Annotated in this window: 20 protein-coding genes; 12 read left to right on the top strand and 8 right to left on the bottom strand. The window is 71.1% G+C overall.

All coding sequences use genetic code 11. The annotated features are described in order from the left end of the window. Positions 1 to 7 precede the first annotated feature (7 nt). The 8 genes from ACIPY5_RS17325 to ACIPY5_RS17290 all read right to left on the bottom strand — a co-directional run bounded on the left by ACIPY5_RS17325 (position 8) and on the right by ACIPY5_RS17290 (position 9,109). Positions 8 to 1,321 (bottom strand): S8 family serine peptidase, encoded by a 1,314-nt coding sequence (locus ACIPY5_RS17325; RefSeq protein WP_400972884.1) that lies wholly within the window; start codon positions 1,319 to 1,321, stop codon positions 8 to 10. Between the two features lie 10 nt (positions 1,322 to 1,331). Then, positions 1,332 to 1,853, bottom strand: a complete 522-nt coding sequence (locus tag ACIPY5_RS17320) for a DUF501 domain-containing protein (protein ID WP_309356922.1) — start codon at positions 1,851 to 1,853, stop codon at positions 1,332 to 1,334. Between the two features lie 34 nt (positions 1,854 to 1,887). After that, the gene (locus ACIPY5_RS17315; protein ID WP_309356921.1) at positions 1,888 to 2,403 is read right to left on the bottom strand and encodes a septum formation initiator family protein; all 516 of its coding nucleotides are present in this window, start codon (positions 2,401 to 2,403) and stop codon (positions 1,888 to 1,890) included. Positions 2,404 to 2,461: 58 nt separating this feature from the next. Next, complete coding sequence (gene eno, locus ACIPY5_RS17310) at positions 2,462 to 3,742, bottom strand: phosphopyruvate hydratase (RefSeq protein WP_309356920.1); 1,281 nt, start codon at positions 3,740 to 3,742, stop codon at positions 2,462 to 2,464. Positions 3,743 to 3,903: 161 nt separating this feature from the next. Continuing rightward, positions 3,904 to 5,016 (bottom strand): substrate-binding domain-containing protein, encoded by a 1,113-nt coding sequence (locus tag ACIPY5_RS17305; RefSeq protein WP_400972879.1) that lies wholly within the window; start codon positions 5,014 to 5,016, stop codon positions 3,904 to 3,906. 76 nt (positions 5,017 to 5,092) lie between these two features. Beyond that, the gene (gene mmsB / locus ACIPY5_RS17300; protein ID WP_309356918.1) at positions 5,093 to 6,415 is read right to left on the bottom strand and encodes a multiple monosaccharide ABC transporter permease; all 1,323 of its coding nucleotides are present in this window, start codon (positions 6,413 to 6,415) and stop codon (positions 5,093 to 5,095) included. Then, positions 6,412 to 7,932 carry a multiple monosaccharide ABC transporter ATP-binding protein gene (mmsA, locus tag ACIPY5_RS17295; protein ID WP_400973269.1) on the bottom strand — a complete coding sequence of 507 codons (1,521 nt, stop codon included), beginning with the start codon at positions 7,930 to 7,932 and terminating at the stop codon, positions 6,412 to 6,414. The genes mmsB and mmsA overlap by 4 nt, the downstream gene beginning before the upstream one ends. Before the next feature lie 163 nt (positions 7,933 to 8,095). Further along, a complete protein-coding gene (locus ACIPY5_RS17290) occupies positions 8,096 to 9,109 on the bottom strand; it encodes a LacI family DNA-binding transcriptional regulator (protein ID WP_400972876.1) in 1,014 nt (337 codons plus the stop codon). A 179-nt stretch (positions 9,110 to 9,288) separates the two neighbouring features. Between ACIPY5_RS17290 and ACIPY5_RS17285 the strand changes: the two genes are divergently transcribed. From ACIPY5_RS17285 to menC, 12 genes are all read left to right on the top strand, one after another. After that, positions 9,289 to 10,776, top strand: a complete 1,488-nt coding sequence (locus tag ACIPY5_RS17285; RefSeq protein WP_400972875.1) for an amidohydrolase family protein — start codon at positions 9,289 to 9,291, stop codon at positions 10,774 to 10,776. 175 nt (positions 10,777 to 10,951) lie between these two features. Further along, on the top strand, positions 10,952 to 12,340 hold the full coding sequence (locus ACIPY5_RS17280) for a serine hydrolase domain-containing protein (protein WP_400972872.1): 1,389 nt from the start codon (positions 10,952 to 10,954) through the stop codon (positions 12,338 to 12,340). After that, positions 12,337 to 13,242 carry a serine hydrolase gene (locus tag ACIPY5_RS17275; protein WP_400972869.1) on the top strand — a complete coding sequence of 302 codons (906 nt, stop codon included), beginning with the start codon at positions 12,337 to 12,339 and terminating at the stop codon, positions 13,240 to 13,242. The genes ACIPY5_RS17280 and ACIPY5_RS17275 overlap by 4 nt, the downstream gene beginning before the upstream one ends. 124 nt (positions 13,243 to 13,366) lie before the next feature. Beyond that, the gene (locus ACIPY5_RS17270; protein ID WP_309356913.1) at positions 13,367 to 14,941 is read left to right on the top strand and encodes an ABC transporter substrate-binding protein; all 1,575 of its coding nucleotides are present in this window, start codon (positions 13,367 to 13,369) and stop codon (positions 14,939 to 14,941) included. Positions 14,942 to 14,952: 11 nt separating this feature from the next. Continuing rightward, the gene (locus tag ACIPY5_RS17265) at positions 14,953 to 16,269 is read left to right on the top strand and encodes a serine hydrolase domain-containing protein (RefSeq protein WP_400972865.1); all 1,317 of its coding nucleotides are present in this window, start codon (positions 14,953 to 14,955) and stop codon (positions 16,267 to 16,269) included. Positions 16,270 to 16,419: 150 nt separating this feature from the next. Continuing rightward, positions 16,420 to 17,418, top strand: a complete 999-nt coding sequence (locus ACIPY5_RS17260; protein ID WP_309356911.1) for an ABC transporter permease — start codon at positions 16,420 to 16,422, stop codon at positions 17,416 to 17,418. After that, entirely contained in the window at positions 17,418 to 19,364 is a 1,947-nt protein-coding gene (locus ACIPY5_RS17255) for a dipeptide/oligopeptide/nickel ABC transporter permease/ATP-binding protein (protein ID WP_400972862.1), read from the top strand. The genes ACIPY5_RS17260 and ACIPY5_RS17255 overlap by 1 nt, the downstream gene beginning before the upstream one ends. Then, positions 19,361 to 20,398 carry an ABC transporter ATP-binding protein gene (locus tag ACIPY5_RS17250; RefSeq protein ID WP_400972859.1) on the top strand — a complete coding sequence of 346 codons (1,038 nt, stop codon included), beginning with the start codon at positions 19,361 to 19,363 and terminating at the stop codon, positions 20,396 to 20,398. Before ACIPY5_RS17255 ends, ACIPY5_RS17250 begins: the two co-directional genes overlap by 4 nt. Positions 20,399 to 20,423: 25 nt before the next feature. Next, positions 20,424 to 23,759 (top strand): serine hydrolase, encoded by a 3,336-nt coding sequence (locus ACIPY5_RS17245; protein WP_400972856.1) that lies wholly within the window; start codon positions 20,424 to 20,426, stop codon positions 23,757 to 23,759. Next, the gene (locus tag ACIPY5_RS17240; RefSeq protein ID WP_400972854.1) at positions 23,759 to 24,892 is read left to right on the top strand and encodes a M20 family metallopeptidase; all 1,134 of its coding nucleotides are present in this window, start codon (positions 23,759 to 23,761) and stop codon (positions 24,890 to 24,892) included. The genes ACIPY5_RS17245 and ACIPY5_RS17240 overlap by 1 nt, the downstream gene beginning before the upstream one ends. After that, positions 24,889 to 25,752 carry a GNAT family N-acetyltransferase gene (locus ACIPY5_RS17235; protein WP_400972852.1) on the top strand — a complete coding sequence of 288 codons (864 nt, stop codon included), beginning with the start codon at positions 24,889 to 24,891 and terminating at the stop codon, positions 25,750 to 25,752. The genes ACIPY5_RS17240 and ACIPY5_RS17235 overlap by 4 nt, the downstream gene beginning before the upstream one ends. Continuing rightward, a complete protein-coding gene (menC, locus tag ACIPY5_RS17230) occupies positions 25,749 to 26,855 on the top strand; it encodes an o-succinylbenzoate synthase (RefSeq protein ID WP_400972850.1) in 1,107 nt (368 codons plus the stop codon). The genes ACIPY5_RS17235 and menC overlap by 4 nt, the downstream gene beginning before the upstream one ends. The last annotated feature ends 58 nt before the right edge of the window (positions 26,856 to 26,913 follow it).

Genomic DNA, 26,913 nt, shown 5'->3' with positions numbered 1-26,913 from the left:
TAACTCCTCAGTCATCGGGATTTTGGCGTGCAGATGCGCGCGCCGAACGGATGCGCCGGGCAGCAGCGGTGACGCCAAGCGCTATCAGGATACCAGGCACCGTGAGTGCAACGAGCGGCAGGGTACCGTACAGCAGCGAATCGGGGCTGGGGATCAGCGGCGAGGTCGCCTTGGTGGGCGTGTCCGCGCGCGGCAGCGGCGGGATCGCGAGCGGGGTCGACGTCGGCTGCGCGGGCTCAGGAGCCTGTGCTCGCCGGTTCAGGCGGATCCAGTCCGACAGGTCTCCGAGCGGATTCTGATCCACCGACGGCAGCGACGCGGACACCGCTGCGGCGGCATCGATGAGGCCGTAGCCGTACAGCGGGTCGGGGTGCGAGGTCGCCTGCGGTGCGGGACGCGCGGTCTGGATGATGTGGTTGATGACATTGTTCGCGTCCATGTCGGGATGCGCGGCGCGCACCAGCGCGACCACGCCCGCCACGATCGGAGCCGCGCCGCTCGTGCCGTTCCAGGTCTCGATCGTTCCGTTCGCGTCGACGCCGAGCAGTGACTCGCTGGGCGCGGAGACGGCGATCGAGATCCCCTGCGTGGAGGCGGCCTTGCTCGCGACGCCGTGCTGATCCACTCCGCCGACCGCGAGCACGCCGGGAATCGTCGCGGGGGCGCCGACCATGGCGGTGCCGCTGCCGCGGTTGCCCGCAGCCACGACGACCACCACGTCGTGCTGGAAGGCGTAGAGGAACGCGTCGTCCCAGCTGCGATCCCATTCCAGGGTGTTCGTGGTGAAGGAGAGGTTGATCACGTTCGCGCCGTGATCGACCGCCCACTTCATCGCCTCCGCCACCTGCTTCGCGAAGGGCACCGGGGCCGTCGCGCCGAAGCCGAGCGAGATCGAGAGCAGCTTCGCGTCCGGCGCGACGCCGATCATGCCCGTGCCGTCGGCGTTGGGCCTGCCCGCGGCGAGCGAGGCGACCCGGGATCCGTGGTCGCTGTCGAGCGGACCGAGCGGGGTGCGCCCGTCGTCGGTACCGATGCCCGAGACGTCGGTGCCGTCGGTGACGGCGCCGTCGAACTGCGAGGGGCCCTTGGCGATGCCCGTGTCGATGACGGCGATCGTGACCCCTGCGCCCCGCGTGGTCTTCCACGCCGTGTCGATGTGGGCGCCCTCGATCCAGTACTCGGCGGCCCGCTCGGGATCCGGGGTCGGGGTGGGCGACGGAGTCGCCCCCATCACGAGCGGTGCGACGAGCGCGAGCACGAACACCGCGACGACGGATCGGATCCGCCGTGCGTTCGGAGGGCGTGTGGTCTGCGAGGTCATCGGACTCGGATCAGCGCGCCCGCGCGGCTCCCGGCTCGACGCACTCGCAGCGCGCGGGCGACCAGCGCGCCCGGCGCAGCGCCTCATCGCCGATGGGGTTGACGCCCTCCCCCGCGGCCAGCGCGTGACCGGCCAGCGCGTGCAGGCACTTGACGCGCGCGGGCATGCCGCCCGCGGAGACCCCCGCGATCTCGGGGACGTCGCCGTACTGCGCGCGGTCGGCGAGATACGCCTGATGCGCCCGCAGGTACGCGGCGGCGGTGTCCTCGTCGCCCAGCAGCTCGGCGAGCTCCGGCATCACGTGCTCGGCCTCGAGGGTCGACATCGCGGCGGCGGCGGCCGGGTGGGTGAGGTAGTAGAACGTCGGGAACGGCGACCCGTCTGCCAGCCGCGGCAGCGTCGCGACGACCGTGGGGTTGCCGCAGGTGCAGCGCGCGGCGATGCCGACGACTCCCCTGGCCTCGCGGCCGAGCTGTGCGGACACGACCGCGATCTCGGCGTCGGTGGGCGGGGCGAAGGGAGGCGTGGTCACCCCTCCAGGGTACGGGGTCCGCCTGCGGGGCGCCTCAGCGCGCGGCCGAGCCCGCGGCGGTCTTCGCGAGGCCCGCACCCGTCACGTTGCGCAGCAGCTGGCCCGCCCAGTCCGAGGACTTCTCCTGCACGGTGTCGCTGACGGGACCCTGCTCGACGGGCTGCGCGGCGGGATCGATGTCGTTGTCGATGAGGTAGACGACCTCGCCGGGCTTGACGTAGAACAGTCGCTCCCGGGCCTGGGCGGTGATGTACGCCGGATCCTTCCAGCGCTCGCGCTCCGCCGTGAGGGCGTCGATCTGCTTCTGCGTGACCTGCACGGAATGCTCGAGCGCCGCGATCCGCTGCTTCTGGTCGAGGTACGTGCCGAGCGTGGGCACGAGCACCCAGGCGCCGAGGACCACGAGCGAGAGCATGATCACCATGAAGCCGCTGAGCCGGATGCCGCCCACCCAGCCGCGGACGTCGACCGCGCGCGCAGCGCGCCCCGCGGCGCCTTCGGAAGGTCCGGCGGGCGCAGACGACGAAGGAGGAGTCCGACGTGGTGTCATGACTCCTCCTCCCTGTCCGTCAGCGGCCTGCGGCCGATGGCCGGCTCCGTCGCGCTGCTCAGCCCTTGAAGCGCGGGAAGGCGGAACGCCCGGCGAAGACCGCCGCGTCGCCCAGCTCCTCCTCGATGCGCAGAAGCTGATTGTACTTCGCGACGCGCTCCGACCGAGCGGGCGCGCCGCTCTTGATCTGGCCCGAGTTCACCGCGACGACGAGGTCGGCGATCGTGGTGTCCTCGGTCTCACCGGAACGGTGCGAGAGCATCGTGGTGTAGCCCGAGCGGTGCGCGAGGTTGATCGCGTCGAGGGTCTCGGAGAGCGTGCCGATCTGGTTCACCTTGACCAGCAGCGAGTTCGCGACGCCGAGGTCGATGCCCTTCTGCAGGCGCTCGGGGTTGGTCACGAACAGGTCGTCGCCGACGAGCTGGATCTGGGATCCGAGCTTCTCGGTGAGGGCCTTCCAGCCGTCCCAGTCGTCCTCGGCGAGGGCGTCCTCGATCGTGACGATCGGGAAGTCCTTGACCAGGCCCACGTAGTAGTCGGTGAGCGACGCGGCGTCCCAGTCCTTGTTGTCGAGGCGGTACACGCCCTCGTTGTAGAACTCGGTGGCGGCGGCGTCGAGGCCCAGCGCGATGTCGGCGCCGGGCGTGAAGCCGGCCTTCTCGATCGCCTTGACCAGGAACTCCAGGCCCTCGCGGTTGCTGGGCAGATCGGGGGCGAAACCGCCCTCGTCGCCGAGTCCGGTCGCGAAGCCGGCCGCCTTGAGCTCGCCCTTGAGCACGTGGTAGACCTCGGTGCCCCAGCGCAGCGCCTCGGAGAAGCTGTCCGCGCCGATCGGGGCGAGGAAGAACTCCTGCATGTCGATGCCGTTGTCGGCGTGCGAGCCGCCGTTGATGACGTTGAACAGCGGGACGGGCAGCAGGTGCGCGTTCGGACCGCCCAGGTAGCGGAACAGCGGCAGGTCCGCCGAGTCGGCGGCGGCCTTGGCGACCGCGAGGCTCACGCCCAGGATCGCGTTCGCGCCCACGCGGCTCTTGTTCTCGGTGCCGTCGACCTCGATCAGGATCTCGTCGATCACGCGCTGCTCGCTCGCCTCGACGCCCTCGATCGCCGGGCCCAGCTCGTCGATGACGGCCTCGACGGCCTTCAGGACGCCCTTGCCGCCGTACCGGCTCTTGTCGCCGTCGCGCAGCTCATACGCCTCGAACGCGCCGGTGGAAGCACCGGAGGGGACGGCCGCGCGCTGCACGATGCCGTCGTCGAGGAGCACCTCCACCTCGACGGTCGGGTTGCCACGGGAGTCGAGAATCTCGCGTGCGCCTACAGCCTCGATCAGTGCCACAGAGTGCTCCTTGTTCAAGAGGGAAGTGGGGTGGTGGAGCGACGTCGATCCGTCGCCAGTCTAGTCGGAGCCGCCCTCGCGGCGCAGACGATGAAGCGCCGCGCGCAGACGGCGAAGGGCCGCGCGGACGCATCCGCGCGGCCCTCTCCTGAGGTCCTTGCTTACTTGTAGGACTTCACGACATCGAGCAGGGCCGGGACGTTGGCGTACGCCTCGGCGGCGTTCTCCTTCGTCACGATGACCGGCGCGAGCAGGAACGACGGGACGACCTTCACGCCGTTGTTGTACGACTTGGTGTCGTTGACGTCGACCGTGGAGCCCTTCTGCAGCTCCTGAGCCATCTTGATCGCCTGGGCGACGAGCAGCGTGGTGTCCTTGTTGATCGTGGAGTACTGCACACCCTCCATGATCGACTTCACGGACTCGACCTCGGAGTCCTGACCAGTCACGACCGGCACGGGCTTGCCGGCCTGCTGCACCGAGGTGATGATGGCGCGGGCGAGCGTGTCGTTCGGGCTCAGCACGCCGTCGATCGTGGCCGAGCTGTAGTTGGCGGTGAGCAGCGCGTCCATGCGGCGCTGCGCGTTCTCGGCCTTCCAGCCGTCGGTCGCCGTCTGGGTGATCTCGGTCTGACCCGAGACGACCTTGAGCGTGCCGTCCTTGATCTTCGGCTCGAGCACGTCCATCGCGCCCTTGAAGAAGACCGCCGAGTTCGCGTCGTCCGCGGATCCGGAGAACAGCTCGATGTTGTACGGCGCCGGGTGACCAGCGCGCTTGGCGAGACCGTCGAGCAGGGCCTGGCCCTGCAGCTGGCCGACCTTGAAGTTGTCGAACGCGACGTAGTAGTCCACCGCGTCGGTGTTCTCGATCAGGCGGTCGTAGGCGATCACGGTCGCGCCGGCGTCGTGCGCCGCCTTGACCTGGGTGGACAGCTGCTTGCCGTCCTTCGCGCCGATGATGATGACCTTCGCACCGCCGGTGACCATCGCCTGGATCTGGTTCTGCTGCTCGGCGACCGTGTTGCTGGCCGGCGCGTACTGCACGTCGGGCTTGAAGCCCGCCTTGGTCAGACCGTCGGTGAACAGCTTGCCCGCGAGCACCCAGTTCTCACTGGTCTTGTCCGGCAGGGCGACACCGATCTTGGCGTCGGCGGCGAAGCCCTTGGCTGCGGCGCCGCTCGAGGCGGGGGTTCCGCCGCGCTCGGACGAGCAGCCGGTGAGGGCGAAGGCACCCGCGACGACGACCGCTGTCGCCGAAAGGAGGATCTTCTTCATTGGGATCTCTTTCTCTCTTGGTGTGTGCATCTCAGGTGAATGCAGGATCGTGCCGCTCGCGCGACCCGGACCTCTCTTACTTTCCGCTGGCGGTGCCGCCAGCGGTGGTGGCGAACGGCTCCTCCGCACGGGAGAACCGCCGGGTGATGAATCCGGTGATCGATGGCCGGCCCTGCTGCTTGTTCCAGACGTCGACGGCGACGGCCCCGAGCAGCACGAGTCCCTTGACCATCGCGACGGTGTCGGCGCCGGCGCCGAGCAGCGCCATACCGTTGTTCAGGAAGGCCATGACCAGACCACCGATGATGGAGCCGATCACGGTGCCGATGCCGCCGGAGACGGCCGCGCCACCGATGAACACGGCCGCGATCGCGTCGAGCTCCCAGCCGTTGCCGTCCTGGGGGCCGGAGGCGGTGGCGCGGGCCACGTAGATCATGGCCGCGACCGAGGCGAGCACCGACATGTTCATCATCACGAAGAAGTCGGTCCACCGGTCCTTCACGCCGCTGAGGCGCGCGGCTTGGCGATTGCCGCCGACCGCGTAGATGTGGCGACCGAAGACGGTGTTGTTGGTGACGAACGTGTAGACGATGACGAGCACCAGCAGGATGAGGCCCGAGATCGGGAAGCTCGTGCCCGGTCGCCCGTTGGCGAACAGCCAGCCGGCAGCGAGGATGATCGCGGCGAGGACCACGACCTTGACCATGCTCACCCAGACCGGGGCGCTCTCGGTGCCGGCCTTGCGCTGTGAGGCGCGCATGCGGAACTCGAAGAACACGACCCACGCCGCGGCCAGGACCGCGAGCAGCATCGTCAGCACGTTGAAGTCGAGCGGCACCGCGAGCTCGGGAAGATACCCCGCGCCGATGAACTGGAAGTCAGCCGGAACCGCCACCGACGTCGACTGCCCGACCGCCTGGTTGGCGCCGCGGAAGAACAGCATGCCCGCCAGCGTGACGATGAATGCCGGAACCCGTACGAACGCGACCCAGAAACCCTGCCACGCGCCCACGAGCGCCCCGAGCGCGAGACCGAGCAGGATCGCCGCCCACCACGGGAAGTGCCAGTTGGCCATGGACTGGGCCACGACGATGCCGACGAACGCGGCCACCGAACCGACCGAGAGGTCGATGTGACCCATGATGATGACCATCACCATGCCGATGGCCAGGATCAGGATGTACGAGTACTGGCTGACGACGTTGATCAGGTTGCCGGACGACAGCGTCAGTCCGCCGGTCCAGACCTGGAAGATGAGGATGATGACGATCAGCGATCCGAGGATCCCGAACTGACGCCCGGTGGACTGCCCGCCGCCCATCATCTTCGTGATGTCGCGGATGCGGAAGCCTGGCTCGGGCGCGGGCACCTGCGGTGCGGGGGTGGTCGTGGTGCTCATGCGGACGCCTTCTGGTTAAGGGAGGTCATGCTGCGCATGAGCGCCTCCGGGGTGGCTTCGGATGCCGGGAGGCAGTCGGTGACCCGCCCCTCGAACACGGTGTAGATGCGGTCGGACATGCCGAGGAGCTCCGGCAGCTCGCTGGAGATGACGATGACGCCCTTGCCCTGTGCCGCGAGCTCGTTGATGATGCCGTAGATCTCGTACTTGGCGCCGACGTCGATGCCGCGCGTGGGCTCGTCCAGGATCAGCAGATCCGGATCCGTGAACATCCACTTGGCCAGCACGACCTTCTGCTGGTTGCCGCCCGAGAGCGTGCCCACCCCCTGGTCGACGGTCGGCGTCTTGATCCGCAGCGACTTCCGGTAGCGCTCCGCGACCTGCGCCTCGTCGATGTCGTTGACGACGCCGTTGCGGGAGATCTTGGAGAGCTTCGCCGAGACGATCGAGCGCTTGATCGTGTCCAGCAGGTTGAGGCCCAGCACCTTGCGGTCCTCGCTCACGTAGGCGAGCCCGTGCCGGATGGCGCTGCGCACGTCGGGCAGCGCGATCTCCTGGCCGTCCTTGACGATCGTGCCGGAGAGGAACTGCCCGTAGGAGCGGCCGAAGATACTCATCGCGAACTCGGTGCGGCCGGCGCCCATGAGTCCGGCGATGCCGACGACCTCGCCGCGGCGCACCTCGATGCTGGAGCCCTTCACGACCATGCGCTCGGCGACCGACGGGTGGCGCACCCACCAGTCCTTGACCTCGAAGAACACGTCCCCGATCTCCGGGGTGCGGTCGGGATAGCGGCTCTCCAGCGAGCGGCCGACCATGCCGCGGATGATGCGGTCCTCGTTGATCTCGCCCCGGCCGACATCGAGCGTCTCCACCGTGCGTCCATCGCGGATGATCGTGATCTCGTCGGCGATCTGCTCGATCTCGTTGAGTTTGTGGCTGATGATGATCGAGGTGATCCCCTTGGCCTTCAGGCCCAGGATCAGGTCGAGCAGGTGCTGCGAGTCGTTCTCGTTCAGCGCCGCCGTCGGCTCGTCGAGGATCAGCAGCTTGACGTCCTTGTTGAGCGCCTTGGCGATCTCGATGAGCTGCTGCTTGCCGACGCCGAGGTGCTTGACCGCGACATCGGGGTCCTCCTTGAGGCCGACGCGGGCGAGGAGCTCGACCGTGCGCTGCTTCTGCGCGGTCCAGTCGATGCGCGGGCCGCGACGGATCTCGTTGCCGAGGAAGATGTTCTCGGTGATCGACAGCTCGGGGATGAGCGCGAGCTCCTGGTGGATGATCACGATTCCGGCATGCTCGCTCGCCGCGATGTCCTTGAAGCGCTGCTCCTGGCCGTAGAGCAGGATCTCGCCGTCGTAGCTGCCGTACGGGTACACCCCGGACAGCACCTTCATCAGCGTGGACTTGCCGGCGCCGTTCTCGCCGCAGATGGCGTGCACCTCACCGGTGCGAACGGTGATCGACACTTCCGAGAGGGCTTTCACGCCCGGGAACTCCTTCGTGATGCTGCGCATCTCGAGGATCGGTCCCGCCACGGTGGGCAACGCCGTCGTCTCGCTCACGGATCTCCTTCGATACCAGGTCCGGTGATGTTCCCGTCAATGTTACCGTTCACATCGGGATACATCGTGCACGTGCGCTTCGGCAGTGTCAAGTGCCGCAGCCGAATTCGTGTCCTTACCGTGACGCCGCGGATTCGCGGCCGCACAGCACCGGCACGACAGGCCCGAACGCCGGCGCGGTCTCTCCGCGCAGCTGCGCCAGCAGGATCCGCACGGCCCTGCGACCCAGTTCGGCGAAGTCCTGATGCACGGTCGTCAGGGGCGGCGCGACATGTGCCGCAACCGGAATGTCGTCGAAGCCCACCACGCTCACATCGATCGGAACCCGGATCCCCGCATCGCGGAAGCCGTGCATGAGGCCGATCGCCATGAGGTCGTTCGCCGCGAACACGGCCGTGAAGTCCCGCCGGCGGGCGAGCTCCTGCCCCGCGAAATAGCCGAAGTCGGCGGTCCAGTCGCCGCGGATCGGCGGGATCGTCGGCAGGTCGGCATCGCGCATCGCGTCCAGGTAGCCGCGCATGCGCGACTCGGCCTCGATCCAGTCCTGCGGTCCCGCGAGATGCAGGATGTCGCTGTGCCCGAGCCGGATCAGGTACTCGGTGATCATGCGCGCGCCCGCGAGCTGATCCTCCGAGTGGCTGAAGCCGTCGGATCCCGAGGCCGTCTGCAGGCTGACGAACGGCACCGACACGGCCATCCCGCGCAGCACGTTGAACACGCGCACCTGCGGGGCCAGCACGACGATGCCGTCGACCGCCTCCCTCACCAGCTGGCGCACCGCGGCGCCGATCGCCTCGGGCGTGGTGTCCGGCAGGTTCAGCGTGCTGACGGAGTAGCGCTCCGCGCGCGCCGCGTCCTCGATCGCGGCGATCGAGGACGTCGGGCCGAACTCCCCGGTGGTCGCGGACAGTATTCCGAGCGTGTTCGACCGGCTGGTGGCGAGCGCGCGCGCCGCGATGTTGGGCCGGTAGTCCAGCACGCGGATCGCGTCGAGCACCCGCTCCTTGGTCTCCGGACGGATGCTCGGGTGGTCGTTCAACACGCGGGAGACCGTCTGATGGGAGACGCCGGCGAGACGCGCGACGTCCCGGATGCTGGGCATACGGGCGCGCTCGGAGGAGGTCGACATGCAGAGCCTCCTCGATGTGCACGGTCACATGGCTGAGTCCATTATGGGGTCGGAGCGTTCCCTGCGCATCCGCTTCGCCGCCGCGCCGCCCGCGGCCTTCGTCGTGGCGCACCGGAATGCGCGCGATCTTCGTCCGGCCGCATCGGACATCCGCGTGCGGATGCTGGCACCGTGGGGGCGTGGAAACTCTGCTGCGCGGCGGGCGCGTCATCGACCCGAGGACCGGATCGGACACGATCTCAGACCTGCTGATCTCCGACGGCCGGATCGCCGCGATCGCATCGGGCATCCCCGCACCGGAGGGGGCGGCCGTCGTCGACGCGGAGGGCCTCGTCGTCGGGCCGGGCTTCGTCGACCTGCACAGCCACGTGCACTCGATCGCCGGACATCGCCTGCAGGCCATGGACGGCGTCACCACGGCGCTCGATCTGGAGGCCGGCCTCATGCCGGTAGCCGAGGCGATCGCGCGCGCCGGGCGCGAGGGGCGTCCGCTGAACTACGGATTCTCCGCCTCCTGGGCCCAGGCCCGCGCCTACGCGCACCTCGAGCGGGTCCCCGTCCCCGACTTCACCGCGTCGATGGACCTCCTCGGCAACCCGGGATGGCAGCGCTCGTCAAGTCCCGCGGAACGCCGGCGCTGGCTGGGGCTGCTGGAGAACGAGCTCGCCGCCGGAGCCCTCGGCATCGGCGTGCTGATGGGCTACGCCCCGCGCTCCGATCCCGACGAGTACCTGGAGCTCGCGCGCCTCGCCGCCGCAGCCCACGCCCCGACCTTCACGCACGTGCGGGAGCTGATCGAAGCCGACCCGGCGACCCCGATCGACGGCTCGGAGGAGCTCGTCCGCGCGGCGGCGGAGACCGGGGCCGCGATGCACCACTGCCATGTGAACAGCACGTCGCTGCGCCACATCGACCGCGTTCTCGGGCTGCTGGACCGCAGTCGTGCAGCCGGATCCCAGGTCACCGTCGAGGCGTATCCCTATGGCGCGGGCAGCACCGCGATCGGCGCGTTCTTCCTCGCGCCGGAGAAGCTCGCGGGTCTGGGCATCGGCCCGACCGCACTCGTGCTCGTCGACACCGGGGAGCGCATCGCCGACGAGGCCCGGCTGCGCGAAGTGCGCGCCTCGGATCCCGGGGCCGCGTGCATCGTCACATTCCTGGACGAGGCGGATCCCCTCGATCGCGCCCATCTGCACCGCGCCCTCGCCTACCCCGACGCGATCGTGGCGAGCGATGCGATGCCGATCGCCTGGCCGGCATCGGGCGGGGCGCCGACCGTGTACGAGCAGCGCGTCTGGCCGCTGCCCGAGGGCGGCCAGACGCATCCGCGCACGGCCGGGACCTTCGCGAAGTCGCTGCGCCTCATGGTCCGCGAATCCGGCGCCTGGAGCTGGACGGAGGCGTTCCGCCGCTGCTCCTATCTGCCCGCCCGTGTGCTGGACGAGGTCTCCCCCGCGATGCGCGCCAAGGGTCACCTGACCGTCGGCGCCGATGCGGACCTCGTCGTGCTCGACCCCGCCGCGATCACCGACCGCGCGACGTACGCCGATCCCACACGCCCCTCGCAGGGCGTGCGGCATCTGTACGTGCACGGCACCGAGGTCGTCCGCGCCGGGGACATCGTGACGGACGCCCACCCGGGGCGCGCCGTACGCGGCGCCGCGTAGCCGGAGACGACCGTGCGCCCCGTCCGTCGCCGCGGACCGGCGAGGCCTTGTCCGGGGGCACCAAGGTCTCCGGAAGCCTCGTCGGCACGCACCAACGGGACGCGGATCCGCGCGAATAGTCTCGGCCCATCGCCGTCACCCTGACCGACGGCGCACTCGACGAAGAGGAGCGCACATGTCCGACCTGAACGAAATCGGCACCTGGGTGCGGGAGAACCTCCCCGCACTGATCGCCGAGGCGCACGTCCCCGCCGCCTCCGTGGGAATCCTCGCCGGCGGCGAGATCTTCACCGCCGCGGCCGGCGTCCTGAACAAGAACACCGGAGTGGAGGCCGACGAGGACTCGGTGTTCCAGATCGGATCCATCACGAAGACCTGGACCGCGACGCTCATCATGCAGCTCGTGGACGAAGGGCTGCTCGATCTCGACGCCCCCGTGCGCGATACGGTCCCCGCCTTCGCGATCGGCGACGACGCCGCCGCCTCCGCCATCACCACCCGGCAGCTGCTCAGCCACGTCAGCGGCTTCGAGGGCGATCTCTTCAACGACACCGGGGTCGGCGACGACGCGGTCGAGAAGTACCTGGCGACGATCGCCGACGCCCCGCAGCTCTTCGCCCCCGGCGAGCGCTTCTCCTACAACAACGCCGCCTTCGTCGTGCTCGGCCGCATCATCGAGGTGCTGCGCGGCCAGACCTACGACCAGGCGCTGCACGCGCACCTCGCCGGCCCGCTGGGACTCACGCACGTCGCGACCGACGCCTCGCAGGCGATCATGTTCCGCGCCGCGCTCGGGCACATCCCGGCGGACGGCGGCGGCGAGCCCGTCCCCGCGCCGGTGTGGAGCCTGGTCCGCTCCAACGCGCCGGCGGGATCGATGCTCGCGATGACCCCGCGGGACCTGCTGGGCTTCGCGGGCATGCACATGGCCGGCGGCGTCGCCGAGGACGGCACGCGGGTGCTGTCCGCCCGGAGCGTCGCCGCGATGCAGGAGCGTCAGGTCGACCTCCCCGACCTCGGCGTGCTCGGCGACGCGTGGGGCCTCGGCTGGGAGATCTTCGACTGGGCCGGCGGGCCCGTCTACGGACACGACGGCGGCACGATCGGGCAGAACGCGTTCCTGCGCTTCGTGCCCTCCGCGGGCGTCGCCGTGGTGCTGCTCACCAACGGCGGCGAGACGATCGAGCTCTACCACCGCGTGCTCTCGAAGGTCCTGTCCGCCCTCGCCGGGGTCGAGATGCCCCCGCTCCCCGCCCTCCCGTCCTCCCCGGTCGACGTCGACCTGGACCGCATCCTCGGCACCTACTCGTCCTCGGTCTCGGACTCCACGGTGAGCGTCGACGACGACGGCCGGATCTGGCTCACGCGCACGATGAAGGGGATCTTCGCCGATCTCGGACCCGCGCCCGCGCCCGTCGAGCTCGTGGGCTGGTCGCGCGACAGCCTGCTCCCCCGGGAGACGGACCACGGCGTGCGCATCCCGCACGCCTTCGTCGGGGACGACGGCCACGGCCGGGCCCTGTACCTGCACACCGGACGCGCCGACCGCCGGGTCGACGCATGAGCGCGCTCGCCGCGACCGCGACCTCGATCGCGGAGATCTTCGAGGAGGCGGACGCGGAGGGCTTCCTGCACGCCCGCGAGATCGGCGCCGAGGGCGGCCCGGAGGTGGACTCCGGCGCCGACGAGCCCGTCGTGCTCGCCTCCGTCTTCAAGATCCTGGTGCTCACCGCCTACGTCCGGGCCGTCGCGGCCGGCACGCTGGATCCGACCGAGAGGGCGACCGTCACCGCGCGCTACCGCATCGGCGGCATCGGCACGGCCGGGTTCTCGGACGACGTGCAGGCGAGCTGGCGCGATCTCGCCCAGAACATGATGACGATGAGCGACAACGCCGCCACCGACGTCCTGTACCACCGCCTGGGCGGCGACGCCGTCGACCGGGTGATCGCCGACCTGGGCCTGCGGAACACGCGGCTCATCGGGTGCTGCGAGGATCTGTTCGCCTCCGTCGTGGCCGACCTCGGCGGCTCCAGCGACGACGATCTGGAGGAGCTGCTGTCCGGCGCGGAGCCCGAGCAGCTGCTCGGGATCTCCGCCCTCGACCCCGCACGCACCTCGGCGTCCACCCCTCGCGACGTCACCACGCTCCTGAACGCGCTGTGGACCGACACCGCCGCCCCCGCCGAGGCCTGCGCACAGGCCAGGGCGATCATGGCGCAGCAGATCTGGCCGCACCGGCTGACGTCCGGGTTCCCGAACGGGGTGACCCTCGCGGCGAAGACCGGAACCCTCCCGCGCTGGCGCAACGAGGCGGGGGTGGTCACCTATCCCGACGGCCGCCAGCACGCCGTCGCCGTGTTCACCCGCGCGCGCACGCTCGACGAGCGGCTGCCGCGCGTCGACGCGTCGATCGGCCGCGCCGGATTCGCCGCTGTCGAGCAGCTGCGCGCCGAGCGGTCCTGACGTCCGGGCCGACCCGCTCAGGGGTCGGCCCGGACTCCCCTCCCCCCGTCATCCCTCCCCTCTCCCCTTCCCGCACCATCCCGTTCCCCATCCCGCACCACCCGAACACTGCTGGAGGCTTCTGATGCGACACCGCACCCCGCTCATCGCGATCCTCGGCGCGACCGCCCTCGTGCTGACGTCCTGCGCCGGAGGCGGCGCTGCCGGAGCCGGCAAGGACGCCGCGCTCGCGAACGGAAAGACGTTCACGCAGGCCATCGCGACCGACCCCGGATCGCTCGACCCGTTCATCACGGCGATGTCCGTGGCCCGAGGGATCGACCGCTTCCTCTACGGCCGCCTCGTCTCGATCAAGGAGGACGGCGGCGTCGCGTCCGGTCTCGCCGAGAAGTGGACCGCCGACACCACGACCGCGACGTTCACGCTGCGCGACAAGCTCACCTGCGAAGACGGCACCCCGCTGAAGGCGAGCGACGTGGCCGCCAACATCAGCCACGTCGTGGATCCCGCCACCGCCTCCCCTCTCGTCGGCCTCGAGGTGCAGCCCGGCACGACCGCCGTCGGCGACGACGCCACGCGCACCGTGACGGTCACGAGCGGCCACCCCGACGCGTTCCTCCTGCAGAACATCGGCAACATCTCGATCGTGTGCGGCACCGTGCTGAAGGACCCCAAGGCCCTCGCCGCCGGCAAGGGCTCGACGGGCATGTTCACGATGACCGAGATCACCCCGAACAGCCAGTACACGCTGACCCGCCGCAAGGACTTCGTCGCCGGCGGCTGGGATCCGAACCAGAAGGGACTGCCGGACAAGGCCGTCTTCCGGGTGATCCCCAACGAGACCACCGCGGCCAATCTCGTGATGTCCGGCGAGGTCAACGCCGCCGGCGTCGTCGGACCGGATCAGCAGCGCCTCCAGAACGCCAAGCTCTTCAGCACGCACATCCTCGCCCCGGCCGGCCAGTTGATCTACAACCAGGCGAGCGGCCGGGCCACGGCGGATCCCGCCGTGCGCAAGGCGCTCACCCAGGCGGTGGATCTGGACCAGGCGCGTCAGGTCTTCGCGGGTGAGGTGCCGACCGGGTTCGTGACCGTCGCCCCGAACCCGTGCCGTGCCGACACCGTCAAGGGCAACATCCCCGGATTCGACGCCAAGGCGGCCGGCGCTGCCCTCGACGCAGCCGGCTGGAAGCTCGGATCCGACGGCGTGCGCGCCAAGGACGGCAAGCCGCTCACGCTCAAGATGGTCTACGCCTCGGTCCTGGGCGACACCGGCACGGCGGCCGTCGAGCTCCTGCAGTCGATGTGGAAGAAGATCGGCGTGGACGTGACCGTGAAGTCCCTCGACGGCCCCTCGATCAGCGAGACGCTGCTCTCGACCGGAGACTGGGACATCTCGGGCGCCGGAGTCACCGTGGGACTGCCCACGTCGCTCGTGCCGTTCGTCTCCGGCCCGACCCCTCCGAACGGCTCCAACTTCGCCTCGATCGACGACCCGGACTACGTCGCCGCGGTGGCGGCCGCGTCCGCCAAGGCGGGCACCGAGGGATGCGATGACTGGGCCGCCGCCGAGAAGTCGCTGCTGACCACGTCGTCCGTGGTGCTCTACGCGACCATCGCACGGCACACGTTCGCGAACAAGGCCACCTTCACCGAGGGCGACGGCATCGACCCGACCTCGATCCGCATGTACGAGTGAGGGGCAGCACCATGCTGGACGCACTTCAGGAACTTCTCGACGACGGCGCCCGGGAGATGAACGTCCCCGGGGTCGCGGTCGGCATCCTCGACCGCGGCACGGAGCACGTGCTCACGACGGGGGTCGCCTCCACCGCGACAGGGGCGCCCGTGACCGCGGACACCCTGTTCGCGATCGGATCCACCTCGAAGACCGTGACCGCCACGGCCGCGATGCGCCTCATCGAACAGGGCGCCTTCGAGCTGGACACGCGCGTGGCCGAGCTCCTGCCCGATCTCCGGCTGGCCGACGCGGAGGCCCTCGACCAGCTCCTGGTGCGGCACCTGCTCACGCACTCCGGCGGCTTCCTCGGCGACATCGACGACGACGCCGAGGACTGGGGACCGGATGCGCTGCGGAAGAGCATCGCCGGCTTCGGCGAGCTCCCCCAGCTCTTCCCGCCCGGGGCGATCGCGTCGTACAGCAACAGCGGCCTGCGCCTGCTCGGCCACCTCTGCGCCGTCGTGGCCGGTCGCGGGTTCGAGGAGCTCATCACCGAGTCCGTCCTCGCCCCTCTCGGCATGACGGACAGCGTGTACTTCCCCTGGGAGGCGATCACCCGGCCCGTCGCGACCGGCCATGTCGTGGTCGACGGCGTCGCGACCCCCGCGCCGGTCTGGGGCCTCGCCCGCGACCTGGCACCCGAGGGCGGTCTGCTCTCCTCGGTGCGCGACCAGCTGCGCTACGCCCGGTTCCACCTGCGCGGCGAGGCCGAGGGGTCGGCCCCGATCGGCGACGAGACGCGGCGGACGATGCAGCGCGCGCACATCGAGGTGGGACCGCCCCTGGAAGGAATCGGCCTGCCCTGGCTGCTCACGCACGTCGGCGACGCACGCGTCGTGCGGCACGGCGGGAACATCAGCAACCTGCAGCTCAGCGAGATGGTGCTGCTGCCCGACCACGACCTCGCCGTGACGGTGCTGACCAACGGCGCGAGCGGACTCGGCCCGCAGGTGGTGTCCTGGTGCCTCGAGAACCTGCGCGGGATCCGTCCTGCGCCGGCGGACGATGTGGAACCGCACCCGTCTCCCGACGATGTCCTCGGGCGCTACGACGTCAATCTCTGGCAGAACGTGGTGACGCGCGAGCAGGACGAGATCGTGATCACGCCCGAGCTGCGCCAGGATCTCATCGACCTGGGCCTGCCGTCTCTGCCCACGGTGCGCGCGACACTCGGCGCGGATCTGCTGCTGCGCGACCCCGACGGGCGGGCGGTGGGCCGGTTCCTCACGGCCGCGGACGGCACGGAGTTCCTGCACATGGGTCTGCGCGCGGCCCCGCGGATCTGATCCGCCGACCGAGGGGCGGGCGACGTTGTCATCGTGCACAACTTCGCCCGCCCATCTCGTGGCGGGCGACAACCCGGCCCCGCCACCCGGTCAATAGCCTCGGTCCCACCGGACCAGCCTCGATCTCTCCGCACCTGTGAGGACCCAGCCGTGACCAGCACCACCGCCACCCAGGCGATACTCATCCGATCCGCACGGTCGGGCAGCCCCTGGCTGTCCTTCCTGGTCCGTCGCGGAGGTCTCTTCGTCCTGTCGGTCTGGGTGCTGGTCACGGCTGCTTTTCTGATGATCCACCTCGTGCCGGGGGATCCGGTGCGCGCGGCGCTCGGCCTGAACGCGCCCGTCGCGCTGGTCGAGGCGCGACGGGCGGCGCTCGGACTGGACCAGCCGCTCATCGTGCAGTACCTGCACTACCTCGGCAACCTCTTCACCGGCGACATGGGCGTCTCGATGCTCACCAACCAGCCCGTCTCGGACATCATCGCGACCCGCCTCCCCGCGACGCTGCAGCTCGCACTGCTGGCCGTGCTGGTGGTGCTGCTGGCCTCGGTGCCGATCGGCGTCACGATGGCGGTCGCGACGCGCGGCGGCCGCCGGCGCGGACTCGAGCTGAGCTTCGCGGTCGTGACCGTGGTGCTCGCCGCGATCCCCGAGTTCCTCCTCGCGGTCGGGCTCGTGTACGTCTTCGCCGTCTCCCTCGGATGGCTCCCGATCGCCGGCGCCTCCGGACCGCTCTCCTTCGTGCTTCCCGTGACCGCGCTCGCGATCGGTCCGATCGCGGTGTTCTCCCGTCTGATCCGCGTCGAGGTGCTGAGCGTGCTGGGACAGGACTACATCCGCACCGCCCGCGCCAAGAGGCTGCTCCCCCGTCGCGTCTACACGCGCCACGCGCTCCCCAACGCGATGACGTCGACCCTCACCCTCACCGGGCTGCTGCTGGCCGGCATGGTCACCGGCACCGTCCTCGCGGAGAACGTCTTCGCCTGGCCGGGGCTCGGCACCATGATCGTGCAGTCGATCCTGACCAAGGACTACCCCGTGGTGCAGGCGATCGTGCTGGTCTACGGCATGGGCGTGCTGCTCGTGAACCTGGTGATCGACATCGCCCTCGCCGTCCTCGATCCGCGCTCCACGATCAAGGAGGCCTGATGTCCGCCGCAGCCACGATCAAGAAGGTCGTCCGCACCCCGCTCGGATCCGTCTCACTGACCCTCGTGCTCCTGCTCGTGCTCGTCGCCCTGCTGGGTCCGCTGATCTGGGGCGCGCAGGCGGAGCAGATCGACCCGACCGCCGCCTACCGCGCCCCGAGCGCGGCCCACCTGCTCGGCACCGACGCCCTCGGACGCGACGTGCTCGCCCGCGTCATGGTCGCCACGCGCCTGTCCCTCGGACTCGCCATGGCCGCGGTGCTGATCGGAGTCGTCACGGGGACCGTGCTCGGAACCGCGCCGGCCGTGCTGCCCCGGTGGGCGGGTCGCATCCTCTCGACGTTCGTCAACATCGCCGTGGCGTTCCCCGGACTGCTGCTGGCGCTGTTCCTCGCGGTGATCTTCGGTGTGGGCACCGTCGGATCGGTCCTCGCGATCGGCTTCGCGATGGCCCCGGGCTTCGCCCGCCTCACCCAGACGCTGTCCGCGGCGATCGCCGGGCGCGACTTCATCGCCGCGGCGCGCGTCGCCGGCGTCTCGCGCTTCCGCGTGCTGATCCGGCACATCCTGCCCAACATCGGCGAGCCGCTCATCGTCAACGCGACGATCAGCGCGGGCGGGGCGCTCCTCGCCTTCGCCGGCCTGTCGTTCCTCGGACTCGGTGTGCAGGTGCCGGCGTACGACTGGGGCCGGCTCCTCGGCGAGGGCCTCAACCGCATCTACCTGAACCCGGCCGCCGCCCTCGGTCCCGCCGCCGCGGTGGTGATCGCGGGTCTCGCCTTCAACCTCCTCGGCGAGACCGCCGCCGCAGCCCTCGGCGGCCGCAACGCACGGCGCCCGCGCCGGCTCCCCCAGACCGCCCCCACGGGCGACCCCGGGCACGCGCAGGTCGTGAACGATGACATGGTTCTCCTCGTCGACGATCTGCGCGTGTCCTTCCCCGCCGCGGACGGCTGGGTCACCCCGGTCCGCGGTGTGAGCTTCTCGATCTCCCGCGGCGAGGCGATCGGCGTCGTCGGCGAATCCGGATCCGGCAAGAGCCTGACCGCGCTGGCCGCCGCACAGCTCATCGAGCGACCGGGCCACGTGGACGCGGCCCGGCTCGAGTTCTGCGGCACGCCGCTGCTCGACACCCCCGAGCGGACGCTGCGCCCCCTGCTCGGCACCTCGCTCGCCATGGTGTTCCAGGATCCGATGACCTCGTTCAACCCCACCCGCCGGATCGGCTCGCAGCTCGCCGAGGCCGCCGCGGAGCATCAGGGCCTCCGCCGCACGGCGGCGATGGAGCGGGCGATCGAGCGGCTCAGGGCCGTGCGCGTGCCGGCCGCCGAGCGCCGCGCGCGCCAGTTCCCGCACGAGTTCTCCGGCGGCATGCGCCAGCGCGCGATGATCGCCATGGGCCTCATGAACCACCCGCGGCTCATCATCGCCGACGAGCCCACCACGGCCCTCGACGTCACCGTGCAGCGCCAGGTGCTGCAGTTGCTCGCGGGCGTGCGGCGCGACACCGAGGCCGCGATCCTGCTGATCAGCCACGACATCGCGGTCGTCGCGCAGACCTGCGATCGCGTGCTCGTGATGTATGCGGGACGCATCGTCGAGGATCTCCCCGCGAGCCGGCTGAACGACAGCGCCCGGCACCCCTACACGCGTGCGCTGCTCGACGTCGTGCCAGAGCTCGACACCGACCGCGACGCACCGCTGCGGATGATCCCCGGTCGTCCGCCGGCACCGGGGGCGTTCCCCGCCGGCTGCGCGTTCGCGGACCGCTGCCCGCTCGCCTCCGCCCTGTGCCGGGAGCAGGATCCCGCGCTGATCGACGCCGGAGACGGCCACAGGGTCGCGTGCTGGCACCCGGTCGACGGCGCGCTGCCGGTCGCGGCGGTGCCCGCGATCACCACGGCCGTGCCGGTGCCCGAGCTCGAATCCGAGGAGGTCGTCCGATGAGCGAGCTGCGCTTCGATCAGGTGAGCGTGCGCTACGGCACCCACCGCTCCGGCCTCACCGCCGTCGACGACGTGAGCCTCGTCGTCCCGTCGGGCTCGGTCGTGGGCCTCGTCGGCGAATCCGGATCCGGGAAGTCGACGCTCGCCCGCGCCGCGATCGGCCTCGCACCGATCAGCGGCGGTGCGATCACGCTGGACGGCGCCGACGTGCGCTCGTTCCGCCGGCGCCGGCCCATCCAGATGGTCTTCCAGGATCCCTTCTCCTCCCTCGACCCGCGGATGAGCATCGGCGAATCGATCGCCGAGGCGCTGCCCCGCAGTCTGCGCGGAGGTGCGGCCCGGCGCGCCAGGGTCGCGGAGCTGCTCGAGATGGTCAGTCTCGACCCCGAGCGCGCCGGATCCCTCCCCGCGGCGCTCTCCGGCGGTCAGCGTCAGCGCATCGCCCTGGCCCGCGCGCTCGCCGCCGACCCCGAGGTCGTGATCGCCGACGAGATCACCTCGGCGCTCGACGTCTCCGTGCAGGGCTCGGTGCTCAACCTCGTCCGCGAGCTGCGGCGGGAGCTGTCGCTCACGATGCTGTTCATCTCGCACAACCTCGCCGTGGTCCGCTATCTCAGCGATCACCTCGCCGTGATGTACCTGGGACGCATCGTCGAGTTCGGTCCGACCGAGCAGGTGCTCGCCGACCCGCAGCACCCGTACACGCGCGAGCTGCTGGCCGCCGCGCCCACCCGGAACGGCGACCTCCTGCGCACGGGCGGCACCGCGGCGCTCGACGCCGAGCCGCCGGACCCGCACTCTCCGCCGAGCGGATGCCGCTTCCACCCGCGGTGCCCGATCGGGCCCGCCGCGCATCCGGATCGTGCGGTCTGCCGCACCGTCATCCCCGTCCTGCCCACGGGCGTCCGCGGCGCCTCCTGCCACTTCGCGGCCTTCGGCGACGCCCACTCGGCCGCGCCTGTGCGCGGCGCCCAAGAGGGGGTGGCCCTTTCGGCGGGCACGACAACATCCGCCGTCCCCGTGCGGACACAGTGAGTACCGACCACCGATTGGAGTCCGCATGAACCGCCCCGCGACCGTCGACGACCTCCTCGCCATCGCCTCCCCCGAGCAGCCCGCCCTCTCCCCCGACGGCACGCGCGTCGTGTACGCGCTGCGCACGACGGACCGCGACGCCGACCGCGACCTCCGATCGCTCTGGCAGGTATCCACCCGCGGAGGCGAGCCCGAGCGGCTCACCCGCGGGGACGCCGACACCACGCCCGTGTGGAGTCCGGACGGATCCGCACTCGCGTTCCTGCGCGCCCCGCAGGGCCCCGCACAGCTCTGGGTGCTCCCCGCGTCCGGCGGCGAGGCCCGCGCGCTCACCGCCCTGCCGCTCGGGGCGGGCTCCCCGCAGTGGAGCCCCGACGGCACGCGCATCGCGTTCGCCGCGCCGGTGGACAGCGCAGCCCTGCCCGGAGAGGGCGCCGAGACGATCCTCGCCCGCCGTTCCGCCCCGACGGTCGCCGATCGCCTCGGGTACAAGGCCGACGGCGCGGGCCGGCTCGGCACGCTCGTGCAGCAGCTGCACGTCGTCGAGGTCGCCACCGGCGCCGTCACCGTGCTGACCCGCGGCCGCGCGCACGCCTCCGACCCCTTCTGGTCGCCCGACGGATCCCTCCTCGCCTACTCCTCCGCGCCGGATGACGACGCCGATCTCACCCTGCGCATCCAGGTCTTCGTCACCTCCTCGACCGATGCGAACAGCGCCCCCGTGCGGGTGAGCGCCGCCGAGGTGCAGGCGAGCGCCGTCGGCTGGAGCGCGGACGGACGGCACGTGCTCGCCGCCGGCCGCACCGACACCGAGGTGGGCAACGCCGATCTGCTGCTCTTCCCGCTCGCGGACGGCGCCCCGACGAATCTCACCTCAGGGCTCGACCGCAACATCATGCCCGGCGGTCCCGGATACCCCGGCGGCATGCCGCAGCACGCCGCCGACGGCGCACTCGTCTTCTGCCTGCGTGAGAACGGATCCTCCCACCTCTGGCGGATCGCGGAGGACGGCTCGGCCGCCCGCGCGCTCGTGGACGGCACGGCCAACGTCTCCGGCCTCTCCGTCGCGGGCTCGGCCGCCGCGATCGTGCGGTCGACCCCCGACTCCTTCGGCGAGGTCGTCCTGGTCGACCTCGTCGAAGGCACGACCACGGTGCTCACCACGGCGGCCGAGCGCGGGTTCGATCTCGTCCCCGCCGAGGAGCGGAGGTTCACGATCTCCGACGGCACCGTCGTCACCGGGTGGCTGCGCCGGGATCAGAACGCCTCCGGCCCGCTCCCGCTGCTGCTCGACGTGCACGGCGGACCGCACAACGCCTGGAACGGCGCGGCCGACCTGGTCCATCCCTACCACCAGGTGCTCGCGAGCCGCGGCTGGGCGATCCTCACCCTCAACCCGCGCGGCAGCGACGGCTACGGCGACGCGTTCTTCCGCGCCGTGGCCGGCGGCTGGGGCGTGAGCGACGCGAACGACTTCCTCGAGCCGATCGACGCGCTCGTCGCGGAGGGCGTCGCGGATCCGGCCCGCCTCGCCCTCACCGGATACAGCTACGGCGGGTTCATGACCTGCTATCTCACCTCGCGCGACGACCGCTTCGCCGCCGCCGTCGCGGGCGGCGTCGTGACCGACCTGTTCTCGATGGGCGGCACGTCCGACATGGGCCACTACCTCTCCGCGAAGGAGAACGGCGGCCTTCCCTGGCGCGACGAGGCCCTCATCTCGGCGCAGTCCCCGTTCACGCACGTCGACCGGGTCACCACGCCGACCCTGATCCTGCACGGCGCGGAGGACGATCGCTGCCCCGTCGGCCAGGCGGAGCAGTGGTTCACCGCGCTGCGCGAGCGCGACGTCCCCTCCCGTCTCGTGCTGTACCCCGGCGGATCCCACCTGTTCCCGCTGTCGGGGCCGCCGTCGCACCGCGCCGACTTCTCGCAGCGCGTGATCGACTGGGTCGAGCAGTACGCGCCCGCCGCCGGCCGGCCCGGACGCGCCCGGCTGGACGCACGGCACTGGCAGCAGCGGCTGAGCGCGCTCGCGACCGCGCACAAGGTGCCGGGCGCGACGCTCGGCATCCTGCGGCTCGGCGAGGATCCGGTGTTCGCCCGCCACGGCATCCTGAACGTGCGCACCGGGGTCGCCGCGACCGATGACTCCCTGTTCCAGATCGGATCGATGACCAAGGTCTGGACGACGACGGCGATCATGCGGCTCGTGGACGACGGCGTGCTGGACCTCGACCGTCCGGTCGTGGAGTACCTCCCCGAGTTCCGCTCCTCCGAGGACGAGATCACCCGGACGGTGACGCTCCGGCACCTGCTCAACCACACGAGCGGCATCGACGGCGACGTCTTCACCGACACCGGCCGCGGGGACGACGCCCTCGAGAACTACGTCGGCATCCTCGACGGCGTCGCGCAGAACCATCCCATCGGGGCGACCATGTCCTACTGCAACTCCGGGTTCGTCCTGGCCGGGAGGGTGATCGAGAAGGTCACCGGCACCACCTGGGACCAGGCCCTGCGCGACCTCGTGATGACGCCGCTCGGCCTCGAGCACTCCGCGACGCTGCCCGAGGAGGTGCTGCTGCACAGCGCGGCCGCGGGCCACACCGAGATCCTCGACGACGGCTGGAAGCTGGCCCCGGCGTGGATGCTGCCCCGCGCGATGGGCCCGGCGGGGCTGGTCTGCTCCACGACCGCCGATGTGCTCGCCTTCGCGCGCATGCACCTCACCGGCGGCCTCGCCGCGGACGGCACGCGGGTGCTCTCCGAGCGCAGCGTGGCGCGCATGCAGCAGCGCGAGGTCGACATGCCCAACCCCTACACGCTCGGGGATGCCTGGGGCGTCGGCTGGATCCTGTTCGACTGGAACGGGCGGCGGCTGTACGGCCACGACGGCAACACGATCGGCCAGTCCGCGTTCCTGCGCGTGCTGCCCGATGAGGGCGTCGCGGTCACCCTGCTGACCAACGGCGGGGGCGCGCACGACCTCTACCTCGAGCTGTTCGAGGAGATCTTCTCGGAGGTCGCCGACGTGCACCTCCCGGAGGAGCTCGCCCCTCCGGAGGATCCCTTCGTCGCCGACTTCTCGGAGCTGTTCGGCACCTACGACCGCGCGGGAGTGCGGGCGGAGGTGTTCGACTCGGACGCCGGCCTGCGGCTGCGCACCACGATGACGGGCCCGCTCGCGAAGCTGCTGCCGGATCCGGTCGACGAGCACGCGCTGATCCCGGTGCGGGAGAACGAGTTCGTCGTCCGCCCCGAGGGCACGCAGGCGTGGAACGCCGTGGTCTTCTACCGCCTCGCCACCGGCGAGCAGTACCTGCACTACGGCGTGCGCGCGGCGCCGAAGGTCTCGTGATGGCCGCGCAGGCCCGCATCGCGGAAGCGCCAGGGGTCTCCCTGGACGCGATCGTCGCGGACATCGGCACGCTCGTGCGCTGCGAGTCGCCCTCGCGCGACCGGGACGCCCTCCTCCGCAGCGCCGAGGTCACCGCGGCACTCGGCGAGCGCGTGCTCGGCGCCGCTCCGGAGCGCATCGTCGTCGACGGCACGCCCCATCTGCGCTGGCGGTTCGGCGCTCCCCGGGTGCTGCTGCTCGGGCACCACGACACGGTGTGGCCGAGCGGATCCCTCGAGCGCCTCCCCTTCGGCGTCGAGGACGGCGTCCTGCGCGGGCCGGGCTGCTTCGACATGAAGACGGGCGTGGTGATGGCGATGCATGCGGTCGCGGCGCTCGACGACCGCGAGGGCGTGAGCATCCTCATCACGGGCGACGAGGAGCTCGGATCGCCCTCCTCCCGCGCGCTCATCGAAGCCGAGGCGCGCGGCTGCGCGGCGGCTCTCGTGCTGGAGGCCTCGGCCGACGGCGGTGCGGTCAAAGTCGCCCGGAAGGGTGTCTCGGTCTACCGCGTGCACGTCACGGGGCGGGCCGCGCACGCGGGTCTCGAACCCGAACGCGGCGTGAACGCGTCGGTCGAGGCCGCGCATCTCATCCTCGCGATCGCGGCGCTCGGCGACCCCGACGCCGGCACGACCGTGACGCCGACCCTGCTGCGGGCCGGATCCGCGAGCAACACCGTGCCTGCGGAGGCCGAGTTCTCGGTCGACGTGCGCGCCGTCACCCGTGCGGAGCAGGAGCGCGTCGACACGGCCCTGCATGCGCTCGGCGCGACCCTTCCGGGTGCCGGGGTGCGCGTCGAGGACGGGCCGCGGAGCACGCCCATGGAGCGGAGCGCCTCCGCCGGCCTGTTCGCCCGCGCTCGCGCGATCGCCGCCGATCTGGGTCTCGCGCCGCTCGAGGGCGTCGCCGTGGGCGGCGGTTCGGACGGCAACCACACGGCCGGCATCGGCGTGCCGACCCTCGACGGCCTCGGCGCGGTCGGCGGCGGCGCGCACGCCGACGACGAGCACGTCATCGTCGGCATGATCCCCGAGCGGATCGCGCTCGTGCGAGAACTCATCGCGGACGTCCTGTCAGGAGGCGGAAGATGACCATCATGGGAACCTCCATGCAGGAGACCGCGGCCGCCGCGGATGCCGCCGACGCGGCCGCGGCCGAGGCGGGGATCGAGATCCGGATCCTCTCCGGGGTCGAGGAGTTCGCGCAGGTGACCGCGCTCTTCCGCGGCATCTGGACCGCGGAGGGCGACCGCGCGCCGGTCAACGTGGAGACGCTGCGCGCGCTCTCGAAGGCCGGCAGCTACGTCGGCGGAGCCTACGAGGGCGACGAGCTCGTGGGGGCGTGCTTCGGCTTCTTCGCCGCCCCGGAGCGCCGCGCGCTGCACAGTCACATCGCGGGGGTCTCGGCGCGCATGCGCGGCCGGAACGTGGGCTTCGCGCTGAAGGTGCACCAGCGCTCCTGGGCGCTCGAGCACGGGCTCGACGAGATCTCCTGGACCTTCGATCCGCTGATCAGCCGGAACGCCTACTTCAACCTCGTGAAGCTCGCCGCCACCCCGACCGGGTACCTCCGCAACTTCTACGGGCAGATGAGCGACGCGCTGAACGGCGCGGACGACACCGACCGGATGCTCGTCACCTGGTATCTGCACGATCCGGCGGTGTCGGCGGCCTGCCGCGGCGCGGCCCCCGACGCGACGGCCGGTCCGGCCGAAGCCCTGCTCGACCGCGAGGACGACACGGTCCCGGTCGTGCGCGAGACGTCCGCCCGCCTGGTCCGCGTCTCGCTCCCCCGGGACATCGAATCCCTCCGCCGCACGGATCCGGAGCTCGCCACGCGCTGGCGCCTCGCCGTGCGCAAGACCCTCGGCGACCTCATGGACGAGGGGGCGCACGTGCTCTCCTTCGACCGCTCCGGCGCCTACACCATCGACAGAGGAGAAGTGCAATGAAGCTCAGCGGGATCGAACTCCGCGTCATCGAGATGCCCCTGGTGTCTCCGTTCCGCACGTCGTTCGGCGTCGCGACCGCGCGCGAGGCCCTGCTGGTCCGCGCCGTGACGGACGAGGCCGAGGGCTGGGGCGAGGGCGTCGCGATGGCCGATCCGCTGTACTCCTCCGAATACGTCGAGGCGAGCGTCGACGTGATCACCCGCTTCCTGCTGCCCGCCCTGGCCCAGGTGTCCGACCTCGACGCGTCCAAGGTCGCGCCCGCCCTGGCGAAGTTCAAGGGCCACCGGATGTCCAAGGCGGCCGTCGAGCTCGCCATCCTCGACGCGGAGCTGCGCGCCAGAGGGGTGCCGCTCTCGCGGGAGCTGGGCGCCGTGCGCTCGCAGGTCGACTGCGGCGTGTCCGTCGGGATCATGGACTCGATCCCCGAGCTCCTCGACGCCGTGGGCGGCTATCTGGACGAGGGCTATGTCCGGATCAAGCTGAAGATCGAACCCGGCTGGGACGTCGAGCCGGTGCGCGCCGTCCGCGAGCGCTTCGGCGACGACGTGCTGCTGCAGGTGGACGCCAACACCGCGTACCACCGCGGCGACGCGGGGCACCTCGCGCGCCTCGATCCGTTCGATCTGCTGCTGATCGAGCAGCCGCTGGACGAGGAGGACCTGCTGGGTCACGCCCAGCTCGCGAAGGCCGTGCGGACGCCGATCTGCCTGGACGAGTCGATCGTGTCCGCCCGCGCGGCGGCCGATGCGATCGCCCTCGGCGCGTGCTCGATCGTGAACATCAAGCCGGGCCGCGTCGGCGGCTATCTCGAGGCGCGGCGGATCCACGACGTCTGCGCCGCCAACGACATCCCCGTCTGGTGCGGCGGAATGCTCGAGACGGGGATCGGGCGGGCGGCCAACGTGGCGCTCGCCGCGCTTCCCGGCTTCACGCTCCCCGGCGACACGTCCGGCTCGAACCGTTACTACACCCGCGACATCACGGATCCGTTCGTGATCGAGAACGGCACTCTCACGGTGCCCACGGGCCCCGGGATCGGCGTGACCCCGACCGCCGAGGCGCTCGAGGAGGTCACGGTCCGCACCGAGTGGATCACCTTCTGATCCCTCTGCTCCGCCGACCTCCCGCGACCGAGAAGGGCGGCCCCGCATCCGCGGGGCC

This window comes from Microbacterium sp. NPDC089698 (genome assembly GCF_044749045.1).
Taxonomy (GTDB): Bacteria; Actinomycetota; Actinomycetes; order Actinomycetales; family Microbacteriaceae; genus Microbacterium.
This window is presented reverse-complemented; position numbering and strand designations above follow the sequence as displayed.